A 17,937-nucleotide genomic window follows, 5' to 3' on the forward strand; every position below is an offset into this window, starting at 1 on the left:
ATGGTTCAAAATAGTTAAGACTAGAATTCACGCATTAAGCGTTCAGGCCGAGGCAGGTAATAATCATAATCAAGGGAGAAAACGACTGAACTTGAACGGCCAACAATCTCATCACGGGGCACGAAGCCAATAACCCGAGAGTCAGCGCTGTTATCACGATTATCACCCAGGGCTAAATAATGCGCATCTGGCACTGTGACAGGTCCAAAATTGGCAAGCCTTGAGGGTACAGGGTTAAGGCGAATACTGTGGACCATACCAAGTAAATTTTCCTGCATTTCTGTCACATCAGCGGGAGCATAAGCACTCAATGCTTGGGATGTGTAGCTGAGCAGTTCACCGTTTAAATACAAGCGATTATCCTGCATCATCACAGTATCGCCTGGCACAGCTATTACCCGCTTAATCAGTTTTTTATCGGCCTTTTTCGAGTCAAATACCACGATATCGCCGCGAACAGGATCTGCCAGTTTAACTAATGCGATATGCGTAAATGGCACCCTAAGATCATAAGCCATCTTATTAACAAGAATGCGATCACCCTCGACGATAGTCGGCAGCATAGAACCCGATGGCACAGTATTCCAATCGGCTACCGCGCTCCTGAACACTAGCATTAAACTGATAAACAGAAAAAAGGAGCGATTATCCTTAAGCAGTTTTGTTATTCCTTTGAACATAATATTCCCTCTATGGCATATATAAGCTAGTCGCTGTTCTCAGTTAGATAGACCCATTGCGTTGCACTAAGTTCTGTTGCTACCTGCTTAAGCACAGATCAATTTGTAAGCCGATGTAAAAAGCATATTCAATTCAAGTGCAGCAGAATCAACCCCATAACAAAAAAGCACTGAGCTTATGTCGCATCAGTGCTTTTAATGTTGGCTCAGCTTGTTGTCTTAATAAGCTTTATGTTTTAGCCCATCAACAGAGTTCACAAACCGCCCTAGCTCCCAGCCTTTAATAGCTCAGAGCAAGATTGGCTGAGCAATTGTCGACAACGCCAAACCCCTAGTAAGGCGACGATTAAGGCTCCAGAAACAGGGGCAATACCCCACCAAGGCCAGTGCATGTATACATTAAGTTCAAATACTTGCGTCTTAAGTAGATATAACGCAAATTCGGCCACAATTACGGCTAACACACCCGCAATACCGCCAAGTAAGGCGAACTCTAAACCCGTTGCACTGCGCAATAACCATCCTGAAGCACCAAAGGTACGTAACACCGCCAGTTCACGTTGCCGAGTTGCCATGCCAGCCTCAGTCTGTGCAATCAAGACTAAGGCACTGGCTAATAACACTAAGGCCAGCACTAAAGACAACGACAGCGACACTTGCTCAATTATCTGCCGCAACTGCCCCACCATAGCGCCAACATCTATGATAGATATCGTCGGAAATTGCTGAATAAGCGCAAGGATCACTGCATCCTTAGGCGTACCATCAGCATTAATAGTCTTATCGTTAGTCGCCTGATCATTCAGATAAAAACTCGCCATCGAGGTATACGCAAAAGGCGCGAGCGCTTCTTGGGTGAAAATCATAAAGAAGTTCGGTTGCAGTGTTTCCCAATGCACGGCACGAATACTGGCAACTTTAACTGTGAGCTCTTGATTATCAATCACGTAAGTCAGCTTATCGCCAAGACCAATACCCAGACGCTCCGCCACGCCGGACTCCACCGACACTTCATCGGCGGCTTGATTAAAATGCCCCTCTAACAGTTCGTTGTTAGCAGGCAGTGTATTGCGCCACGTTAGGTTTAACTCGCGCGAAATGCCCACTCTTCCCTTTTCACCCGCTTCTGACTGTTCATTCGAAATCAGCGCTTCACCGTTAATTTGAGTTAATCGGCCACGGATCACCGGATAAATGTCTGTCGCCACTATCCCCTTCGCCGTCATGAAATCATTCAAGGGCTTTGCATCATCAGGCGCAATATTGACAAGGAAATAATTAGGCGCATTTTCGGGCAACTGTTTTTGCCATTCGTTAAGTAAATCTTGTCTTAACGCCAAAATAGTCAATAACAGTACCAGTGCAGCGCTAAAGCCAACCAATTGCACCGCATTTTGCCGCGCACGACGCCTTAGCCCCGCCAGCGCTAATTGCAAAGGATTGGTAGTCTTCATACCAACACTGTGTCCTGCTCGTATCATCACAAATCCAAGCAGACTTAATAGCGCAGCCAGCAATAGCACAGCCGCGACCACAGTCAGAGTCAAAGTCCAACTTTGGGAATACAAATAGCCCAATAGCGCCATAGCCCCTAGACTCAGTAGCAAATGCAGCCACATACCAAGCTGTAAGCCTTCTAACTGGCGCTGCAACACCCGCAGTGGCGGAATAGCCAGTAAACGCATCAATGGATAAGCCGAAAACATAAAGGCGCTGATAAGCCCTGTGCTGATGCCGAGTAGTAATGGCCGTGTGAGTGGCGGTGAATAGGCCGCAATTTCGGGTGGCAATAGATAACTGATCCCAAAATCGAGTAACCCTCCCCCAATAAGACCTAGACCAATTCCCAGTAGCGTTACCAACAATAAATGAGTACCAAACAACAGACGAATTTGCTTTGCCGAGGCGCCAAAGGTTTTCAGCATGGCCACCACATCGTAATGGCGCTGACAATAACGCTGGGCGGCAATACCTATCGCCGCGCAGGCCAATGCAATGCCCATCAAACTTGCCAGCAGTAAGAAGCGCTCCGCTCGCTTAACCGCTCCCGCTATCGGCGAGTCACCGGATTGCACATCGACCCAACGCTGGGTGCTATTCAAAAGCGGTTTAACACTTTGCTCAAAGGCCGTAAGCGAAGCTTCATCGCCAGCAAATTGATACAGATAAGTCACGCGGCTGCCCGGTTGAATCACTCCCGTTTTGGCGACATCTTCCATGCGCATCAATACCACGGGCGATGAAGCAAAAGGATTAAAGCCCGCGTCGGGCAAGCGACTGATCTCATTGCTGAGCACAAATTCACTGTTACCTAGTTCGATGGATTTGGGATAACCCAAAAGTCCGCCTAAGCGAGTCTCAAACCAGATTTCGCCCGCTTGAGGTAACGCCTTGGTTTTACCACTGGTGAGTTCAATATCGCCCTTAAGCGGGTAACCCGACTCTACGGCGCGTACTGTGACTAACTGAAACTTATCTCCCGAATAGACCATGGAATTAAATTGCATGTTAGTCACATGCTTAAGCCCAAGCGCTTCGGCTTTGGATAAAATCGCCGCATCAATTTTAACCGGCGAATCGATAATACGGTCGGCAGCAATAAACTGTGACGCTTGACCACTAATTGCCACTTGCAGACGTTCACTCACCCGCGCCAAGCCACTCACAGACAAAACCGCGAGCGTAATAGCGAGGATAATCAGTAACAATTGTCCCTGCTGTAACTCGCGTTTAAACAGGCGCCATGCCAGACTTAACTCCATTATTAAGCCTCCTTAACATCAGCTAGCAGTTCTGTTTGAGTGATATCTTCCTGTAAATGGCCGTTATCCATCACCAGTTGACGCTCACACCGCTTGGCCAGCAGCAGATCATGGGTAACAAGGACTAAGGTTGTATGGCTTTCTTGATTAAGCTCAAACAACATATCGGCAATCTTATGGCCGTTGACGCTGTCTAAATTGCCAGTTGGTTCATCGGCAAACAAAACTGTAGGCTCACAGATAAAAGCGCGGGCAATCGCCACCCTTTGCTGTTCACCACCCGAAAGCTGTTTGGGTAAATGGGTCAAGCGATGGGATAAACCAACCCGCACCAACATGGCCTGCGCTTTTTCCTTGGCATTGCTCACGCCAGCAAGCTCGGCGGGTAACATGACGTTCTCAAGCGCAGTTAAGGTATCTACTAACATAAAGGATTGAAAAATAAAGCTGACCTTCTGTTTACGCAGTGCAGCTTTTTGCTCTTCATTCAGTGGTGATAATGCCACACCATCGAGCCAAATCTCCCCCGACGTAGGCGTATCAAGCGCCGCAAGCAATCCCAATAAGGTGGATTTGCCTGAACCTGATGGGCCGAGAATAGCCACACTCTCACCTTGCTTGACATCTAAGTTAATGCCCTTGAGGATAGTGAGCGTTCCTTCCTGAGTAATCACTGATTTTTCGAGGTTAACAACATTAATGGCACTGTTTTTTAAGATGACGTTAGACATAGGATCCTTCTTATATAAATCGTTCTGGTATCAATCGCTAAGATTAAAATCAATGGCGAAGACCCTAGGGGCATTCATCCTACTGAGTGTACTCATGGTCACGCCCGCTCACGCGGCAAAGATACTGATCCTCGGCGATAGCTTAGGCGCTAGCTACGGCATGGCAGAACAGTCAGGCTGGGTAGCACTACTGCAAAAAAATCTGCCCGAACATCAGTTTACCAATGGCTCAGTGAGCGGCGAAACCACAGCGGGCGGCCTACGCCGATTACCCGCCTTGCTCGATTCTGTTGCTCCCGATCTTGTGGTCGTTGAGCTAGGAGGTAATGATGGTTTACGTGGATTCCCCCCAACGCAACTCGAAAATAATCTAATCCAAATCATTACCCTAGCCAAAGATAGCGGCGCAAAAGTGCTGCTGACCGAGATCATGGTACCGCCTAACTATGGCCCTCGCTATACCCAAAAGTTCACCCAAGTGTATCAAGACATATCTAAAACCCAGGATATAGTGTTGATCCCCTTCTTTATGCAGGATATCGCGCCCCATCCAGAATTAATGCAAAGGGATGGCATTCATCCCAACGAAAAGGCACAAGCTCAGATTGCGGCTTGGATGCAACCATGGATAGAAAATGCGTTAACCCAATAAAATAGCTGCTATTTTAAGCTAACGAACCGCTTACTTAGCTAAACTCATACTCAACGGATAAAAACGTGTTCTAACGCAAGATTAACCCTATAGATAAACAGTAAAATTCGTGTTAGCAAATGGTTAACTCAAACAAGGAGTCAATATGTCCCTTAGCCATCAGCAAAAAGTGTACATACCCAAGGAAGCCCGTACAAATCAATACATCACAGCCGAAATCAAGGTGACGGATGAGCTACTCAATCAATATCCCGATTATCAAAGCTGTTATCAAACGTTAAGCCGTTTGATATTTAATTTGGCAGAACAACACGATCTCCGTAATGTTCACGTGATCACTAACGATAAACTGCCAGTAGTGCGTTACCATACCGAAGCATATTGCTTCCAAACCACTGAACAAATTCTATTTTTTTATAATCCAGCCTACCACGAAGCCCAAAACTTATTCTCGCAAGAAAACTATCGCGCCCGCAAACTGCGCATTGTGTTTCTCGCCACAGGTGACGATATTCGCAGTAATTCCGCCAGTTTCCATATCAAGGTGCGTGAGTTGCTCACTGAATTAATGCCCTTAATGCCAATAAGCGATCTTAAGGTTAAGGTCCGCGACCATCAGCATTTATCCTATGATCTGTTCGCAAAAGCTAAGGGCTATAAAGAAACCTATGGTTATAAACTGCGCGCCATCGGCCCAAGATATAAAGCCAGAAAATGTGAGTTACCAGAAAACGTTAGCTCTCTTACCTATGTGACGGTGAGCTTGCCGCTGAGTCGCAAACTCAAACAGGGTTTATTACCTGACTCAGCCACTGACTTTACGCCTTTATATCAGCATCTTGAAGACTGCTTCCTCAAAGCGGCAGCTAATAGACAGCTGACACGCCTTGCTATGATAGCGAACGGCTTAACACCGCTTGTGCGTAACAGTAAGTTTGAAAAGCTCGACAGCAAAGCCGAAGTACAAATGATAGGGTTCGATCCTAATGCGACTGAGCAACAAGTTATCCGTCGCTGGGATGCCGATAACTTAGTCGAAGCCGCGCACTTTACCATAGTGGCAGGTACTAAGGACTGTGACGATTCGGGTTTCGGTCGCTTTATGAACAATGTTGAAACAGCCCTGAAGGCCTTTGCTGCGGACATAGGTGTCGATCCGGAGCGTGAAGATCTCATCGTACGCTTCCATCAACATATCAGCTATCAAATCTAACCCACTTCGGTATTAGCCGCGAAAGCTAAGCAAATGAAAACGCCTGCAAATGCAGGCGTTTTTACTTTTATTCACCAATAGACAGAATTACATAGGACGATTTTTTTCTATGAGGCGATTGAAAATAGCGTTCACAGACAAAGAAGCACCGTGGGCAATTTTATCGGCAAGTTTCTTTCTCACCTGATAACGTATCTTGTACACAGTACGCTCTGTGGCGAGTGACATTATCACATCATCGCTGGTCGAAATCGCATCAACTAAACCTAATTCAATAGCTTGCTGACCGTACCAATGCTCGCCAGTAGCGACTTTCACTAAATCCAACTCAGGGCGATACTTACCAACAAACGCTTTAAATAAGACGTGGGTTTCTTCGAGTTCTTCTTGAAACTTCTGTCTTCCCTCATCGGAGTTTTCACCAAATACTGTCAAGGTGCGCTTAAAATTACCGGCCGTATGTTGCTCATAATCAATTTCATGCTTTTTCAGCAGGCGATTAAAGTTAGGCAGTTGAGCAACAACACCAATAGAACCGACAATGGCAAAAGGTGCAGCATAAATTTTATTCGCTACACAAGCCATCATATAGCCACCACTGGCGGCGACTTTATCAACACAGACAGTCAATGGAATATCTGCTTGACGTAAGCGATCTAACTGGCTGGAGGCTAAACCATAACCATGCACCATACCACCGCCACTCTCTACATTGACAACCACTTCATCGCCTTTTTCTGCGATAGCGATAATTGCACTGATTTCTTCACGCAGTGATGCGACCTCAGCGGCATCGATACTGCCCTTAAAATCAATCACGAACACTTTGCCCGTGCAGGCTTCATCTGCGGCCTTGTCTTTTGCCTTTTCGTCAGCTTTTAATTGCTTTTCATAGGCTTTGAATTGTTTCTTTGACAGAAGTTCTTCTTTTAAGCCATGCTTAAGTTCTTCTAACTCTTCAGACAAGTTAGTGATCCTCAGCTCGCCCTTATCTGACTTGTGTTTTACAGTGGAAGCCAACACCACAATAACAACGGCAACGATTGCGACCACTATTGTGACGGCTTTCGCCAAAAACATTCCATACTCGTATAAAAATTCCAAAGTGTTCTCCGTTAGGGCGTTACATCATTCAGTCAATTGCGCGCTATTCTAACAGCCTAAAGGCCCATAAAAAAACCCAGCAAAGGCTGGGTTTTTCCGATTAAGGCAAGATTAGTTAGGACAAGTTGCAATGACCTCACTGTTTGTCACTAAAATCGTCGCATCGCCCTTACCTGCAGTAGCTGCATAGGTTGCCACTTGAGTCTGCATTTCAACCGTGGCAGCCGCGGCCATACCATCCGTTGATTCCTTTTCTTTAGGATCAACAATCGAACTGTGGTGACCTTTAGCGAAGCGTACAACGCCATGACCTTTGCTCGTGCTATCGGCACAAGGTAGCCCGATGGCAGCGATCAGCGGCTCAGTGCCCGATAATAGGAAGTTATCGACGCGATTAGGCAGCACTTGGTCTGCTAAGTTACCGTTACCATCACCCGCCACTTCAATTAAGTGCACAGGTAAGCCAGTCGCTTTTAACATAGCAGCATGGTTAACAGGATCTGCAGAATCTACCGCTGTTTGAACCGCAAAGGCAAAAGTCGGAATAAATTGGGCATATACCCCCTGCACCAGTGCCGCATATTCAGGGCTACCGGGCTCATAACCTGCTGTATTAGCCGCATCGACCTGTGCTTGGAAAGTTGCAGATGCCGTAATATTACTAAACAGTACTGGGCCAAAGGTTGCAGAACCTGCGAATGATCCTGCTAATCCACCTGCTGGCGCAACTAAGGATACAGCATTGATAGCATAAGCATTTGGCAAGGCATCGCCGGTTGCTGGATTCTTCATGCCTGTGCTGGCATAGGTCGCAAAATCGGTGCCCACAATGGCGCCTAAACTCAGACCTTGAGCACTGATTTTAGTCACATCAAATACTTGCGGCTGACCTGCTTGTGCTAAGCCCTGTGCTAAGCCCGTAAGGGCAAGACGCACCCCTAAATGGTCCATCGTCGCTTGACGGAAGTTATCTCGCACCGACAAAGTGCTAGAAATATTCACAAACACCAACGGGTTACCATTTTTAAAGGCGTCCGGTTTACCGACAACTGCACCGAAGGCAGGATCTGTCGCAGAGACTTCATAAATCCCATCACCGTTAGCATCGAATGAACGCGCACCGTGAAGTGGCATATCAATAGCAACAGTCGCAACCCCCATTGCGGCATACGTACCGGCATAGGCCAATGACATTTCTTTACCGCCACCTAAACCGTGAAGGGCAATTGTTGTTGGCCAACCAGATGTAGGAGGAATAAACTCACGACCTTGCTGTTGATAAAAAGCGGCCAATTTCGTTGCATTGGGCATAGAAATCAGTACAGATACTGTTTCATAACCTTTGATTGCTGGAATAGGATTGAATTTAGTCAGATGTTTGGTTTTATCAACTGCCGTACCATCGTCTAAAACCCATGTTTTACCCGCCATTAACGAGGGATTGGCTAAAGCATCTGCAGGGTTGGCAATACCATTAGCCACCGCTTGCATACCAAAATTATTCTGGCTGAGTGTGCCCGCTTGCAATGCTAGTAGCACAGATACAGGGCTATCACCTTGGGCTTTCCAATGACCATTAATTAATGGTTTACCTTCAGCGGATAAACAACCAACTGAAGAACAATCACCGTAAATAGGCAGTTTAATTTTTGCCGTATACACATCAGCCAAGTTTGCGGCAACATAGGCAGATCCAGCAGCTGGTGTTAAGCCCGCCACTTGAGCCACAGTCAATCCAGTTGGTGTTGGCATCTGGGCAAAGCTTGGTGCATAGGGAGCACCCTTCGCCATCAGCAATTTGGTGGTTTCATAGACGTTAGCAACAGACTGAGTTGTAAATAAGCCAGAGTAACTGATGGTTAAAGGATCGACCTTATGGGCCGCAGCAATCCCTTTCTCATAACTATTCACTAAGGTTTGCAGCATCAATTGGTCTGGCGTTTCTAAAGGTAACGTATTGATATCCAGCTTCAACAAACCATAGGTCGTTGAAGGAGCGATACCACGACCTTCAGAATCTTGAATAAGATTCGTTGTCGCATAAATATAAGATTGCCCAGCTTTGAGTGGCTTAAGCGGAATTATTACCACTTTTTTGCCCGAAGCGGTTGATATAAAGTCAACGCCAAACTGCAACTCAGCGCCCACTTTACAGGCTGAAACTGAAGGTTTAGCCTTACATTCGGGATCAGATGATAATGCGCCGCCTACTGTGGCTTCAAACATTCTGACAGCACCCGGTTGTGAAACCGATGCCGCCATTAAGGTCAGCGGTGTACCGTCATGTTTTTTCGCCAAATCGATATCAATAGAAATCGGTGATGTTGTCGACCACCCATCTAACGCCCCAAGCGCTATTTGTGGATCAACATAATTGCCCGAGCTTTCACCCGGAATTGATAATGTGCCATCTTTGGTGCCACTGAACAGCAAATCATTCGGTAATGGAACTTTTGAATTAGCAGGGTCGAACACCATGTGCGATTCAGGGATGAGCACTTCTGTCTTATCCTTGAGTTCATTAAAACTGTCCTCACCACATCCTGTGAGGCCCAGTGCAGATGCAATCGCAACACCCAAAATGAGTCTTTTCATCTTTTTTCCCCAAATCTTGTTGTAATAGTTTTGTTTTCCCCAAGAAATTAGTCACAATAGCTTTTAGATCTGTGACCAATAGGGCTTATGTTAGCCCCTAACTCATTTCAAGTTAACGTAAAAATATTGAGTTAGCCACAAGTTTGTCACAAAGATTTTAGCTATTGATAACAAAGTTTCATTCATTTGTTTGAAACATGCGTTTATCACTTCGGCGACTCTAGAAGTGGCGGGCATTCTCGCCAAGAGGAAAAAGAGACTCATGTTGGAATATCAAGCAACAAAAGATTTACTCAAGGGCAAGACGATTTTAGTCACAGGCGCTGGTGCTGGCATAGGCCGAACCGCCGCCATTGAGTTTGCAAAACACGGCGCCACTGTGATTTTACTTGGTAAAACAGTGAAAAAATTGGAAGCAGTTTACGACGTAATAGAACAAGCCGGTTATCCCAAACCTGCCATAGTGCCATTGGATCTTAAGGGCGCAACGGAACAAAATTATCGCGATATGGCCGATACCATAGCCGAACAATTCGATCATTTAGACGGCTTATTACATAACGCTAGCTTACTCGGTGCCTTAGGTCCGTTTGAACACATAGATATTCCATCACTCGAAGACGTGCTCAAAGTGAACGTCACGGCCCAAGTCATGCTAACTAAAGCATTACTACCTGTGATGCGCCAAGCACCCAGTGCATCTATTATCTTTACGTCGAGCAGTGTAGGTCGTCAAGGCCGCGCCTATTGGGGACCTTATGCTTTCTCTAAATTTGCCACCGAAGGCATGATGCAAGTTCTCGCCCATGAATGCGATGGCACCTCAGTTCGAGTTAACAGCATCAATCCAGGAGCTACCCGCACTGAGATGCGCGCTAAAGCCTACCCTGCAGAGAATCCACTGGATCTCAAAACCGCTGAAGAGATCATGCCGACCTATTTATATTTGATGGGTCAAGATTCTAGTGCCGTCAACGGACAGCAGTTTAACGCACAGTAATCGAATCGCTTATTCAGTTTCTGCCGATATGATTCAGCAATATTAAAGGGCCTATCAAGGGCTCTTTATTATTTTAGATATTCTCAAAATGAAACCCAGAACTTGTCGATGACATTAAGTACGACAAAGATAGCGCACCGCCAATCTTAGCTTAACTGAATTTTTGCAAAATAAATCATCGTTTTAGCTTTGGCTACTCTGTTTGATTCATCAAGCGAATTTTGCGTATCCAGCTGTGCGTCAGCTAACTCATGGCTGGAGTAATAACTTACCCACAACTCATTTCCGTCAATCACAACGCCCGCATAACTGGTATCGCCCTTCGATGGCAGCGTCAATAACTCTTGAACCACGCCAGTATCTGGATGAATTTCAACTAAAGCCGTGCGAACTTGTTCATCGTATAAACGCACCACAGCCAACAAACGGGATTGATACATCAACATCACTGGCCCACCAATGCGCTTATCGAGTTCTTGCCATTGCCAATCGGTGAATGGCGTTTTACTGCGGCCGAGTAAACCGACAAATTCTGGGCCCCATACGGGATCGCGCCTCAATAGACAAAAGCCGTTTTCTTGATGAAAAACAATGGCAGTTTCGTTGACATAACCTTGATTATTAAACACCTTTAACCAAGTCTCAAACTGCACCCCATCATCACTTTTATACAAGCGGGTATCGCCATCAGGCCCAGCGCGATAACCCACGCCATAGAGTGCATTTTGATGCTCGGTTAAGCGCCATAACCAATAGCCTTTATCAGCGACTTTTAACGCATCCGACCACGCTAGCCCATTGGCTGAGCGCCAAAGATGTGATTGTAAACCAGACTTATCGTGTAAAGTCCCGCCGCCGAGTAAGAGTAATTCCCCTTGATACTCAATCAGTTTGCCATCGCGTAAATCCGCCTCATCCGAACGGATCAGCGCCACGCTCTGCCAAGTGTCGCCTAAATCTGCTGAGCGTAGAATTCGTAGCGCACCATCGGGTGACACATGGGCTGTCCCTTCACGGAAAACGCAAAACATTGCCCCCTGAAACGTGATTAAATCGGTAAACGCATTATGGGCAGCGTGTTCCCAAATCCGTTTCACTGAAATTAGCTTCATCCATTCACTCCTCAATCCAACTGAGACTTGTTATAACATAGCTGCAAATAACAGAAAGCAAAAAGGCCGCTTAGCGGCCTTTTTCATTGGGATAAAACAACTTAGCTGCGCTGACGCGATGGCTTAGGTTTTCCCGATCCGGTTACTTTATGCTTACGTACGGCGCGGCGAATTTTAGCACTCTTCACCTGAGCACGGGCTACGCTGTGTTTATCAGCGGCGAGCATAGTACGAGTTTCGGGCTCAAGACCTGCCAGCTTACGCAAGTAGTTAACTTGCTCTACGGGCAATTCAACCCAGCCACCGCGAGGCAGTGATTTTGGCAGTTCGACCATACCATAACGAATACGGATCAAACGGCTCACCTGCACTTCTTGAGATTCCCACAAACGGCGCACTTCACGGTTGCGACCTTCGCGTAAACACACATGCCACCACTGGTTCATGCCTTCGCCGCCCGCTGGTTTGATGCTATCAAACTGCGCAGGGCCGTCTTCTAACATGACGCCAGTACGTAAACGTTGCACTGTCGCCTCAGGGATTTCACCAAAGGTACGCACTGCGTATTCGCGGTCGACTTCGTTCGATGGATGCATTAAACGGTTCGCCAACTCACCATCTGACGTAAACAACAATAAGCCTGAGGTGTTAATGTCTAAACGACCAACCGCTACCCAGCGTGAATCACGCACTTTAGGTAAGCGATCGAATACCGTTGGACGGCCTTCAGGATCTTTACGACTACAAATTTCGCCTTCAGGTTTATGATATGCCAGCACACGGCAAATCACATCTTCGGCAGACTTTAACGAAATGGCTCTGCCATCGATACGTACTTTAGCATCAGCTTCAATACGATCCCCAAGGCTAGCAATTTCACCATCAATACTAACTCGGCCTGCAGCAATCCATGCCTCCATCTCACGACGGGAGCCATGGCCTGCACGGGCCAAGACTTTCTGCAATTTTTCACTCATTAGTATTTTGCTCTTCTGACTGTTCTGGCGCTGATTTCAAACCTGAAAAAACCGCCTGCAATGACTCAGTATCCGACAGCGGCGGTAAATCCGCTAAGGTATCTAAGCCAAAATATGCTAAAAATTCTAAGGTAGTGGCATATAACGCGGGTCGCCCCGGTACTTCTTTATGGCCAACTACTTTAATCCAATGTCTATCTGACAAACTTTTTATGATGTGACTACTAATGGCCACACCGCGCACCTGTTCAATATCGCCGCGAGTCACAGGTTGACGATAAGCAATCACCGCCAAGGTTTCTAATGTCGCACGCGAATATTTAGGCGCCTTTTCTTGCCACAGGGGTTGCAAAAAAGGACTCAAGACTTCTAAGGTCTGGAAGCGATAACCTCCAGCGACTTTCACAAGTTGCACACCTCTGTCTTGATAATCCTGCTGCAGCTCATCCAATGCAGCTTTTATTTTGTCTCTGGAAACAGTGAAATCCACCAATACAGTGTCTTTCAACATTTTCGCCGACAAGGGTTTCCCCAATACAAACAAACTCGCTTCAATAAGCTGTTTTAATTGAGTCGGATTTATCTGCATCAATTAATAGGCCTTAACGTAAATAGTTGAAAACGGCTCTGTTTGGTACAATTCGACCAATAATTCTTTGACTAATTCCATCAAAGCTAAGAAGGTGACTACCACGCCGGCACGGCCTTCTTCTAGGGTAAATAAACGTTCAAATGCCGTAAAATCTTCCGAGTTCAACATGGCTAAAATCTGGCTCATGCGCTCACGGGTCGATAACTGTTCACGCTTAACATGATGATCTTCATAGGCATCGATACGTTTGAGTACATCACCAAAAGCGCGGGCAATTTCAAACAACGAGACTTCTGGCGGGATCATTAACGGCTTAATGTCGGGTGCTGCCACTGCTTTGGCTTGAAATACATCCCGCTCGAGCCGCGGTAAATCATCGAGTTTTTGCGACGCTTCTTTAATCACTTCATAGGCTTTAAGCTGCCGAATAAGCTGTGCCCGTGGATCTTCCTCAACCTCATCTTCGGCCACCATACGCGGCAGCAGCAAACGGGATTTAATCTCGGCAAGCGTTGCCGCCATCACTAAGTAATCGGCAGCAAGTTCGATTCGAGCCTGAGTCAGCAACGTAATATATTCTAAATACTGCGCGGTGATTTGCTGAATGGGTAAATCGACAACGTCTAATTTTTGCTTACGGATCAAATATAAAAGCAAATCCAATGGCCCTTCAAAGGACTCAAGGAATACTTCTAATGCCTCAGGCGGAATAAACAAATCCAGCGGCATTTCGGTCATTGCCTGACCACGAATAACGGCTAAGGGTAAACTTTGTTGCGTGCCCTGCATCCGCTATCTTGCTCCGTCAACACTGCGCTATCCAACCTAGGCTAACGCCAAACGCGCGATTATACCTGTAAATCTACGGCGATAAAACTGCCAAATGTTGACTACCACTATCCGAATCACTTACCCGCATCCATTAGCGATAAATCTAATGCGGCAAATTTAGAGGAACGGCGTGATATCACCCGCGCCTTCACGTAAAATCTCGGCGCCATCTTCAGACATATCAATCACAGTCGTTGGCTTTTCGCCTAAATAACCACCGTGGATAATCACATCCACTTGATGCTCGAGCAAATCACGAATTTGTTCAGGATCAGACTCGGCAAATTCCGCATTCGGCATCACTAAACTGGTCGACATCAGCGGCGCATCTAAGGCTTCAAGCAACGCCAGTGCGATCACATTGTCGGGCACACGAATACCTATGGTCTTTTTCTTGTCATTTTGTAAGCGACGCGGTACTTCTTTAGTCGCTTTGAAAATGAACGTATAAGGCCCAGGCGTGCAACTTTTTAGGATGCGATACGCCTGATTATCCACTTTAGCGTAAGTCGCAAGCTCGGATAAATCGCGGCACATCAAGGAAAAGTTATGATCGTTCTCAATTTGACGAATTCTCGCCATCCGCGTCATCGCGTCTTTCTCACCAATCAAGCAGCCTAAGGCATAGCCCGAATCGGTGGGATAAACAATTACACCGCCGCTTTTCAATACGGCAACCGCCTGACTTATAAGCCGCGTTTGCGGATTTACTTCATGTACATAAAAAAACTGACTCATGGTCGTTCCATCCAAGATTCCGATTGCCAGACCCAATCAATACCTTGGGGCTGATACAGATTTTTACCTAATTCTATCCAATTGCTCGGAAAGTGAAAATCACTCCCTATCGATGCAAGCAATTGATTTTGTAAGCTCAGCGCCACAAGATTGGCCCTGTCGTCTAACGTTTGCTGGCCGAGTACCACTTCCATGGCATCTCCACCCGCTTCTTTAAATTCACGCACTAAGCGCTTAAGCCACTTAGCCGATAACTTATAACCACTGGGATGCGCCAACACAGCTAATCCACCTGCGTTATGGATGATATCAATGGCACTGGCCATATCACCCCAATTATTAGGCACATAACCGGTTTTACCGCGGGCAAGGTAGCGTTTAAAGACGCTCGGCATATCCACAGCATGACCATTTTCAGCCATCCAGCGAGCGTAATGTCCACGGCTCAATGCCGCATCACCCGCCAACGCCTTAGCACCTTCGTAGGCACCTTCAATGCCAGCTTTAGCTAATCTATGACCAATTTCTTGAGCACGTAATTCACGTAATTCACGCTGGTTTTCTAAAAATGCTAATAACGCTGGATTATCAGCATCGAAGTTAAGCGCCACTATGTGGATATCGTAACTGTTCCAGCGAGTAGAGATTTCCACGCCAGAAATCAATTTCAATGGAGTAGCTTGAGCCTGATTAAAGGCACGGGCTTCAGGTAAACCAGCCACTGTGTCGTGATCGGTAATGGCAAATAACTGCACGCCCTTTTCAAGGGCTCTTGCCACCAATTCAGACGGCGTTAACTGACCATCGGACGCGGTCGTGTGGCTATGTAGATCAGCCAATATGCTTTGAGTATTCATGGCGCTATTGTACGCGAACTTGTTAACAAATGCGCTGCTATCTCGTATTTTGTGGCTGAGTAACATCAATTTTATGCACCATTGCAGCGAATAAATCGCAGGAAGTGAAAAATATTCAATTGACATTCAGCTCCAGCTAAGGTTTTCTATACATCAATTAACGAATTAGCGAGACCCTTTTGAATGACACACATTAACGCTTCATTAAACATCATTTGGTGGTGGCACTTCCCAACGTAGCGGGTGGTGTGAAGCTCTGTGCTCATTTGAAAGTGACCAGAATCAACAAGAGGCCCGCAGAAATGCGGGCTTTTTTGTTAGGTGCGAAAAATGTCGGCAGACTCGGGTAAAAAAATTAAGAAAGCGAGATAACTCATGATGTTAAAGACATTTTATAAGGTAGCAGGAATATGAACATGCCCAAACAGACATTCGCACGCTCAAGCACACTCAAGGCGGCATTAACCTACCACAGCGATCCACTACGCTTATATCAGCACATCACCCAAGATGCGCCCCATACTATGTTGCTCGAATCGGCCGAAATCGACAGTAAAGATCACTTAAAAAGCATGGTAATGACCCATGCCGCCATGATGATCCGCTGTGACGGTTATCAGCTGACCTTCACAGCACTGACCGACAATGGCGCGAGCTTACTTACTCCCATCGCGCTATTTTTTAGTACTGCTGTTAATGTCGCCAGAGATAACTTGACCTTAGTGGTCACACTGCAAAAAGACACTCAGCTGCAGGATGAAGAGGCACGCTTAAAATCGACCTCGCCACTCGATGGTCTGCGGATGTTTATCCAGCAGATTGGTTGTGGCGCTCATACTGACAGCCAGACTAAACCCGCCTTTGAGGATCTATTTTTAGGTGGCGTGCTGGCCTACGACTTGATTGATACCGTCGAACCACTGCCAGCCGTACCGAACCGCGATAACGATTGCCCTGATTACTTATTTTACCTCGCTGAAACCTTAATCCTTATTGACCATAAACTGAAACAAGCTGACATCATTACCCATAATTTTAGTGGCGATTCCGACCAGTATGCCGCCATTACCGCAGCGCTAAGCGAGCGAGTTCAGCAGTTAAGCACACAATGTAAAACTCTGGGTAATTCACCTGCTGATATACCGACACTGGTCGCCATCGACGCAACTGAGCAAGTCAATATTTCCGATGAGGTGTTTAAACAAACCATTATCGATTTGAAAGAACACATTATTGCGGGCGATATTTTCCAAGTAGTGCCATCCCGTAGCTTTAGTTTGCCTTGCCCGAATACTTTAGGGGCTTATCGTGCCCTGCGCCTGACGAACCCAAGCCCTTACATGTTTTATTTCAGAGGCCAAGATTTCACGCTTTTTGGTGCCTCACCAGAAAGTGCGCTCAAATTTGATGCCAGCAGTAATCAGGTGGAAGTCTACCCGATTGCCGGCACCCGCAAACGCGGTAAAACCGCCACGGGCGAGATTGATTTTGACTTAGACAGCCGTATTGAACTTGAACTGCGTTTAGATAAAAAAGAACTGTCGGAACACTTAATGCTGGTCGATTTAGCTCGCAACGATATCGCACGCATCAGCCAAAGCGGTAGCCGCAAAGTCGCCGAATTATTGAAAGTTGACCGCTATTCCCATGTGATGCACCTCGTCAGCCGTGTAACGGGTCAACTGCGCCAAGATTTAGATGCCCTGCATGCTTATCAGGCCTGTATGAATATGGGCACATTAGTGGGCGCACCAAAAGTACGTGCATCACAACTGGTACGCCAAGCAGAAAAAGCCCGTCGCGGCAGCTATGGCGGCGCTGTGGGTTACCTTAATGCCCTTGGTGACATGGACACTTGCATCGTGATCCGCTCCGCCTTTGTTAAAAATGGCACCGCCTTTATTCAAGCGGGCGCTGGCGTGGTATTTGATTCTGATCCACAAAGCGAAGCAGATGAAACCCGTCAAAAAGCCCAAGCCGTGATTTCGGCCATCAAGATGGGCGCTGGACTGCTAGTAACTGAATCACCAGTGAATGAATCGTCAGCTCAATCCACTTCAGCACAATCCTCTTCAGCACAATATAAATAGGAG

General features: G+C 46.5%; 15 protein-coding genes and 1 other annotated feature. Of the genes, 4 read left to right on the top strand and 11 right to left on the bottom strand.

What is annotated here, in order from left to right:
- Positions 1-20: 20 nt before the first annotated feature.
- From lepB to KO533_RS09155, 3 genes are all read right to left on the bottom strand, one after another.
- Positions 21-680 carry a signal peptidase I gene (gene lepB, locus KO533_RS09145; RefSeq protein WP_219253787.1) on the bottom strand — a complete coding sequence of 220 codons (660 nt, stop codon included), beginning with the start codon at positions 678-680 and terminating at the stop codon, positions 21-23.
- A gap of 266 nt (positions 681-946) precedes the next feature.
- Positions 947-3,442 (bottom strand): FtsX-like permease family protein, encoded by a 2,496-nt coding sequence (locus tag KO533_RS09150; RefSeq protein WP_219253789.1) that lies wholly within the window; start codon positions 3,440-3,442, stop codon positions 947-949.
- A gap of 2 nt (positions 3,443-3,444) precedes the next feature.
- A complete protein-coding gene (locus KO533_RS09155; RefSeq protein ID WP_028760984.1) occupies positions 3,445-4,173 on the bottom strand; it encodes an ABC transporter ATP-binding protein in 729 nt (242 codons plus the stop codon).
- Positions 4,174-4,225: 52 nt separating this feature from the next.
- On the opposite strand from KO533_RS09155, the gene KO533_RS09160 reads away from it, so the two are divergent.
- Together KO533_RS09160 and KO533_RS09165 are read left to right on the top strand one after the other, a co-directional pair.
- A complete protein-coding gene (locus KO533_RS09160; protein ID WP_028760985.1) occupies positions 4,226-4,825 on the top strand; it encodes an arylesterase in 600 nt (199 codons plus the stop codon).
- Between the two features lie 145 nt (positions 4,826-4,970).
- Positions 4,971-6,038, top strand: coding sequence for a DUF3083 family protein (locus KO533_RS09165; RefSeq protein ID WP_028760986.1), 1,068 nt, complete (start codon positions 4,971-4,973; stop codon positions 6,036-6,038).
- 87 nt (positions 6,039-6,125) lie between these two features.
- On the opposite strand, the gene sohB is transcribed toward KO533_RS09165, so the two are convergent.
- The gene (sohB, locus tag KO533_RS09170) at positions 6,126-7,142 is read right to left on the bottom strand and encodes a protease SohB (RefSeq protein ID WP_219253791.1); all 1,017 of its coding nucleotides are present in this window, start codon (positions 7,140-7,142) and stop codon (positions 6,126-6,128) included.
- Positions 7,143-7,253: 111 nt separating this feature from the next.
- Complete coding sequence (locus KO533_RS09175; RefSeq protein WP_219253793.1) at positions 7,254-9,737, bottom strand: VolA/Pla-1 family phospholipase; 2,484 nt, start codon at positions 9,735-9,737, stop codon at positions 7,254-7,256.
- A 262-nt stretch (positions 9,738-9,999) separates the two neighbouring features.
- Between KO533_RS09175 and KO533_RS09180 the strand changes: the two genes are divergently transcribed.
- Positions 10,000-10,737 carry a YciK family oxidoreductase gene (locus KO533_RS09180; protein ID WP_168824184.1) on the top strand — a complete coding sequence of 246 codons (738 nt, stop codon included), beginning with the start codon at positions 10,000-10,002 and terminating at the stop codon, positions 10,735-10,737.
- A 146-nt stretch (positions 10,738-10,883) separates the two neighbouring features.
- On the opposite strand, the gene KO533_RS09185 is transcribed toward KO533_RS09180, so the two are convergent.
- The 6 genes from KO533_RS09185 to KO533_RS09210 form a co-directional block, all read right to left on the bottom strand.
- Positions 10,884-11,849 carry an exo-alpha-sialidase gene (locus KO533_RS09185; protein WP_219253795.1) on the bottom strand — a complete coding sequence of 322 codons (966 nt, stop codon included), beginning with the start codon at positions 11,847-11,849 and terminating at the stop codon, positions 10,884-10,886.
- Between the two features lie 101 nt (positions 11,850-11,950).
- A complete protein-coding gene (gene rluB / locus KO533_RS09190) occupies positions 11,951-12,826 on the bottom strand; it encodes a 23S rRNA pseudouridine(2605) synthase RluB (protein ID WP_028760991.1) in 876 nt (291 codons plus the stop codon).
- Positions 12,819-13,415 (bottom strand): SMC-Scp complex subunit ScpB, encoded by a 597-nt coding sequence (scpB, locus tag KO533_RS09195; RefSeq protein WP_011788946.1) that lies wholly within the window; start codon positions 13,413-13,415, stop codon positions 12,819-12,821. The genes rluB and scpB overlap by 8 nt, the downstream gene beginning before the upstream one ends.
- 3 nt (positions 13,416-13,418) lie before the next feature.
- Positions 13,419-14,207 (bottom strand): ScpA family protein, encoded by a 789-nt coding sequence (locus KO533_RS09200; RefSeq protein ID WP_105252121.1) that lies wholly within the window; start codon positions 14,205-14,207, stop codon positions 13,419-13,421.
- Positions 14,208-14,366: 159 nt separating this feature from the next.
- A complete protein-coding gene (locus KO533_RS09205) occupies positions 14,367-14,987 on the bottom strand; it encodes an L-threonylcarbamoyladenylate synthase (protein WP_028760994.1) in 621 nt (206 codons plus the stop codon).
- Positions 14,984-15,844, bottom strand: a complete 861-nt coding sequence (locus tag KO533_RS09210) for a PHP domain-containing protein (protein ID WP_219253898.1) — start codon at positions 15,842-15,844, stop codon at positions 14,984-14,986. Before KO533_RS09210 ends, KO533_RS09205 begins: the two co-directional genes overlap by 4 nt.
- Before the next feature lie 210 nt (positions 15,845-16,054).
- Positions 16,055-16,162, top strand: a sequence feature (Trp leader region).
- Between the two features lie 98 nt (positions 16,163-16,260).
- Here KO533_RS09210 and KO533_RS09215 point away from each other — a divergent pair.
- Positions 16,261-17,934: an anthranilate synthase component 1 gene (locus KO533_RS09215; protein WP_219253797.1), complete on the top strand. Its 1,674-nt coding sequence runs from the start codon at positions 16,261-16,263 to the stop codon at positions 17,932-17,934.
- Positions 17,935-17,937 lie beyond the last annotated feature (3 nt).

Source organism: Shewanella sp. NKUCC05_KAH (genome assembly GCF_019345585.1).
GTDB classification, from domain to species: domain Bacteria; phylum Pseudomonadota; class Gammaproteobacteria; order Enterobacterales; family Shewanellaceae; genus Shewanella; species Shewanella oncorhynchi.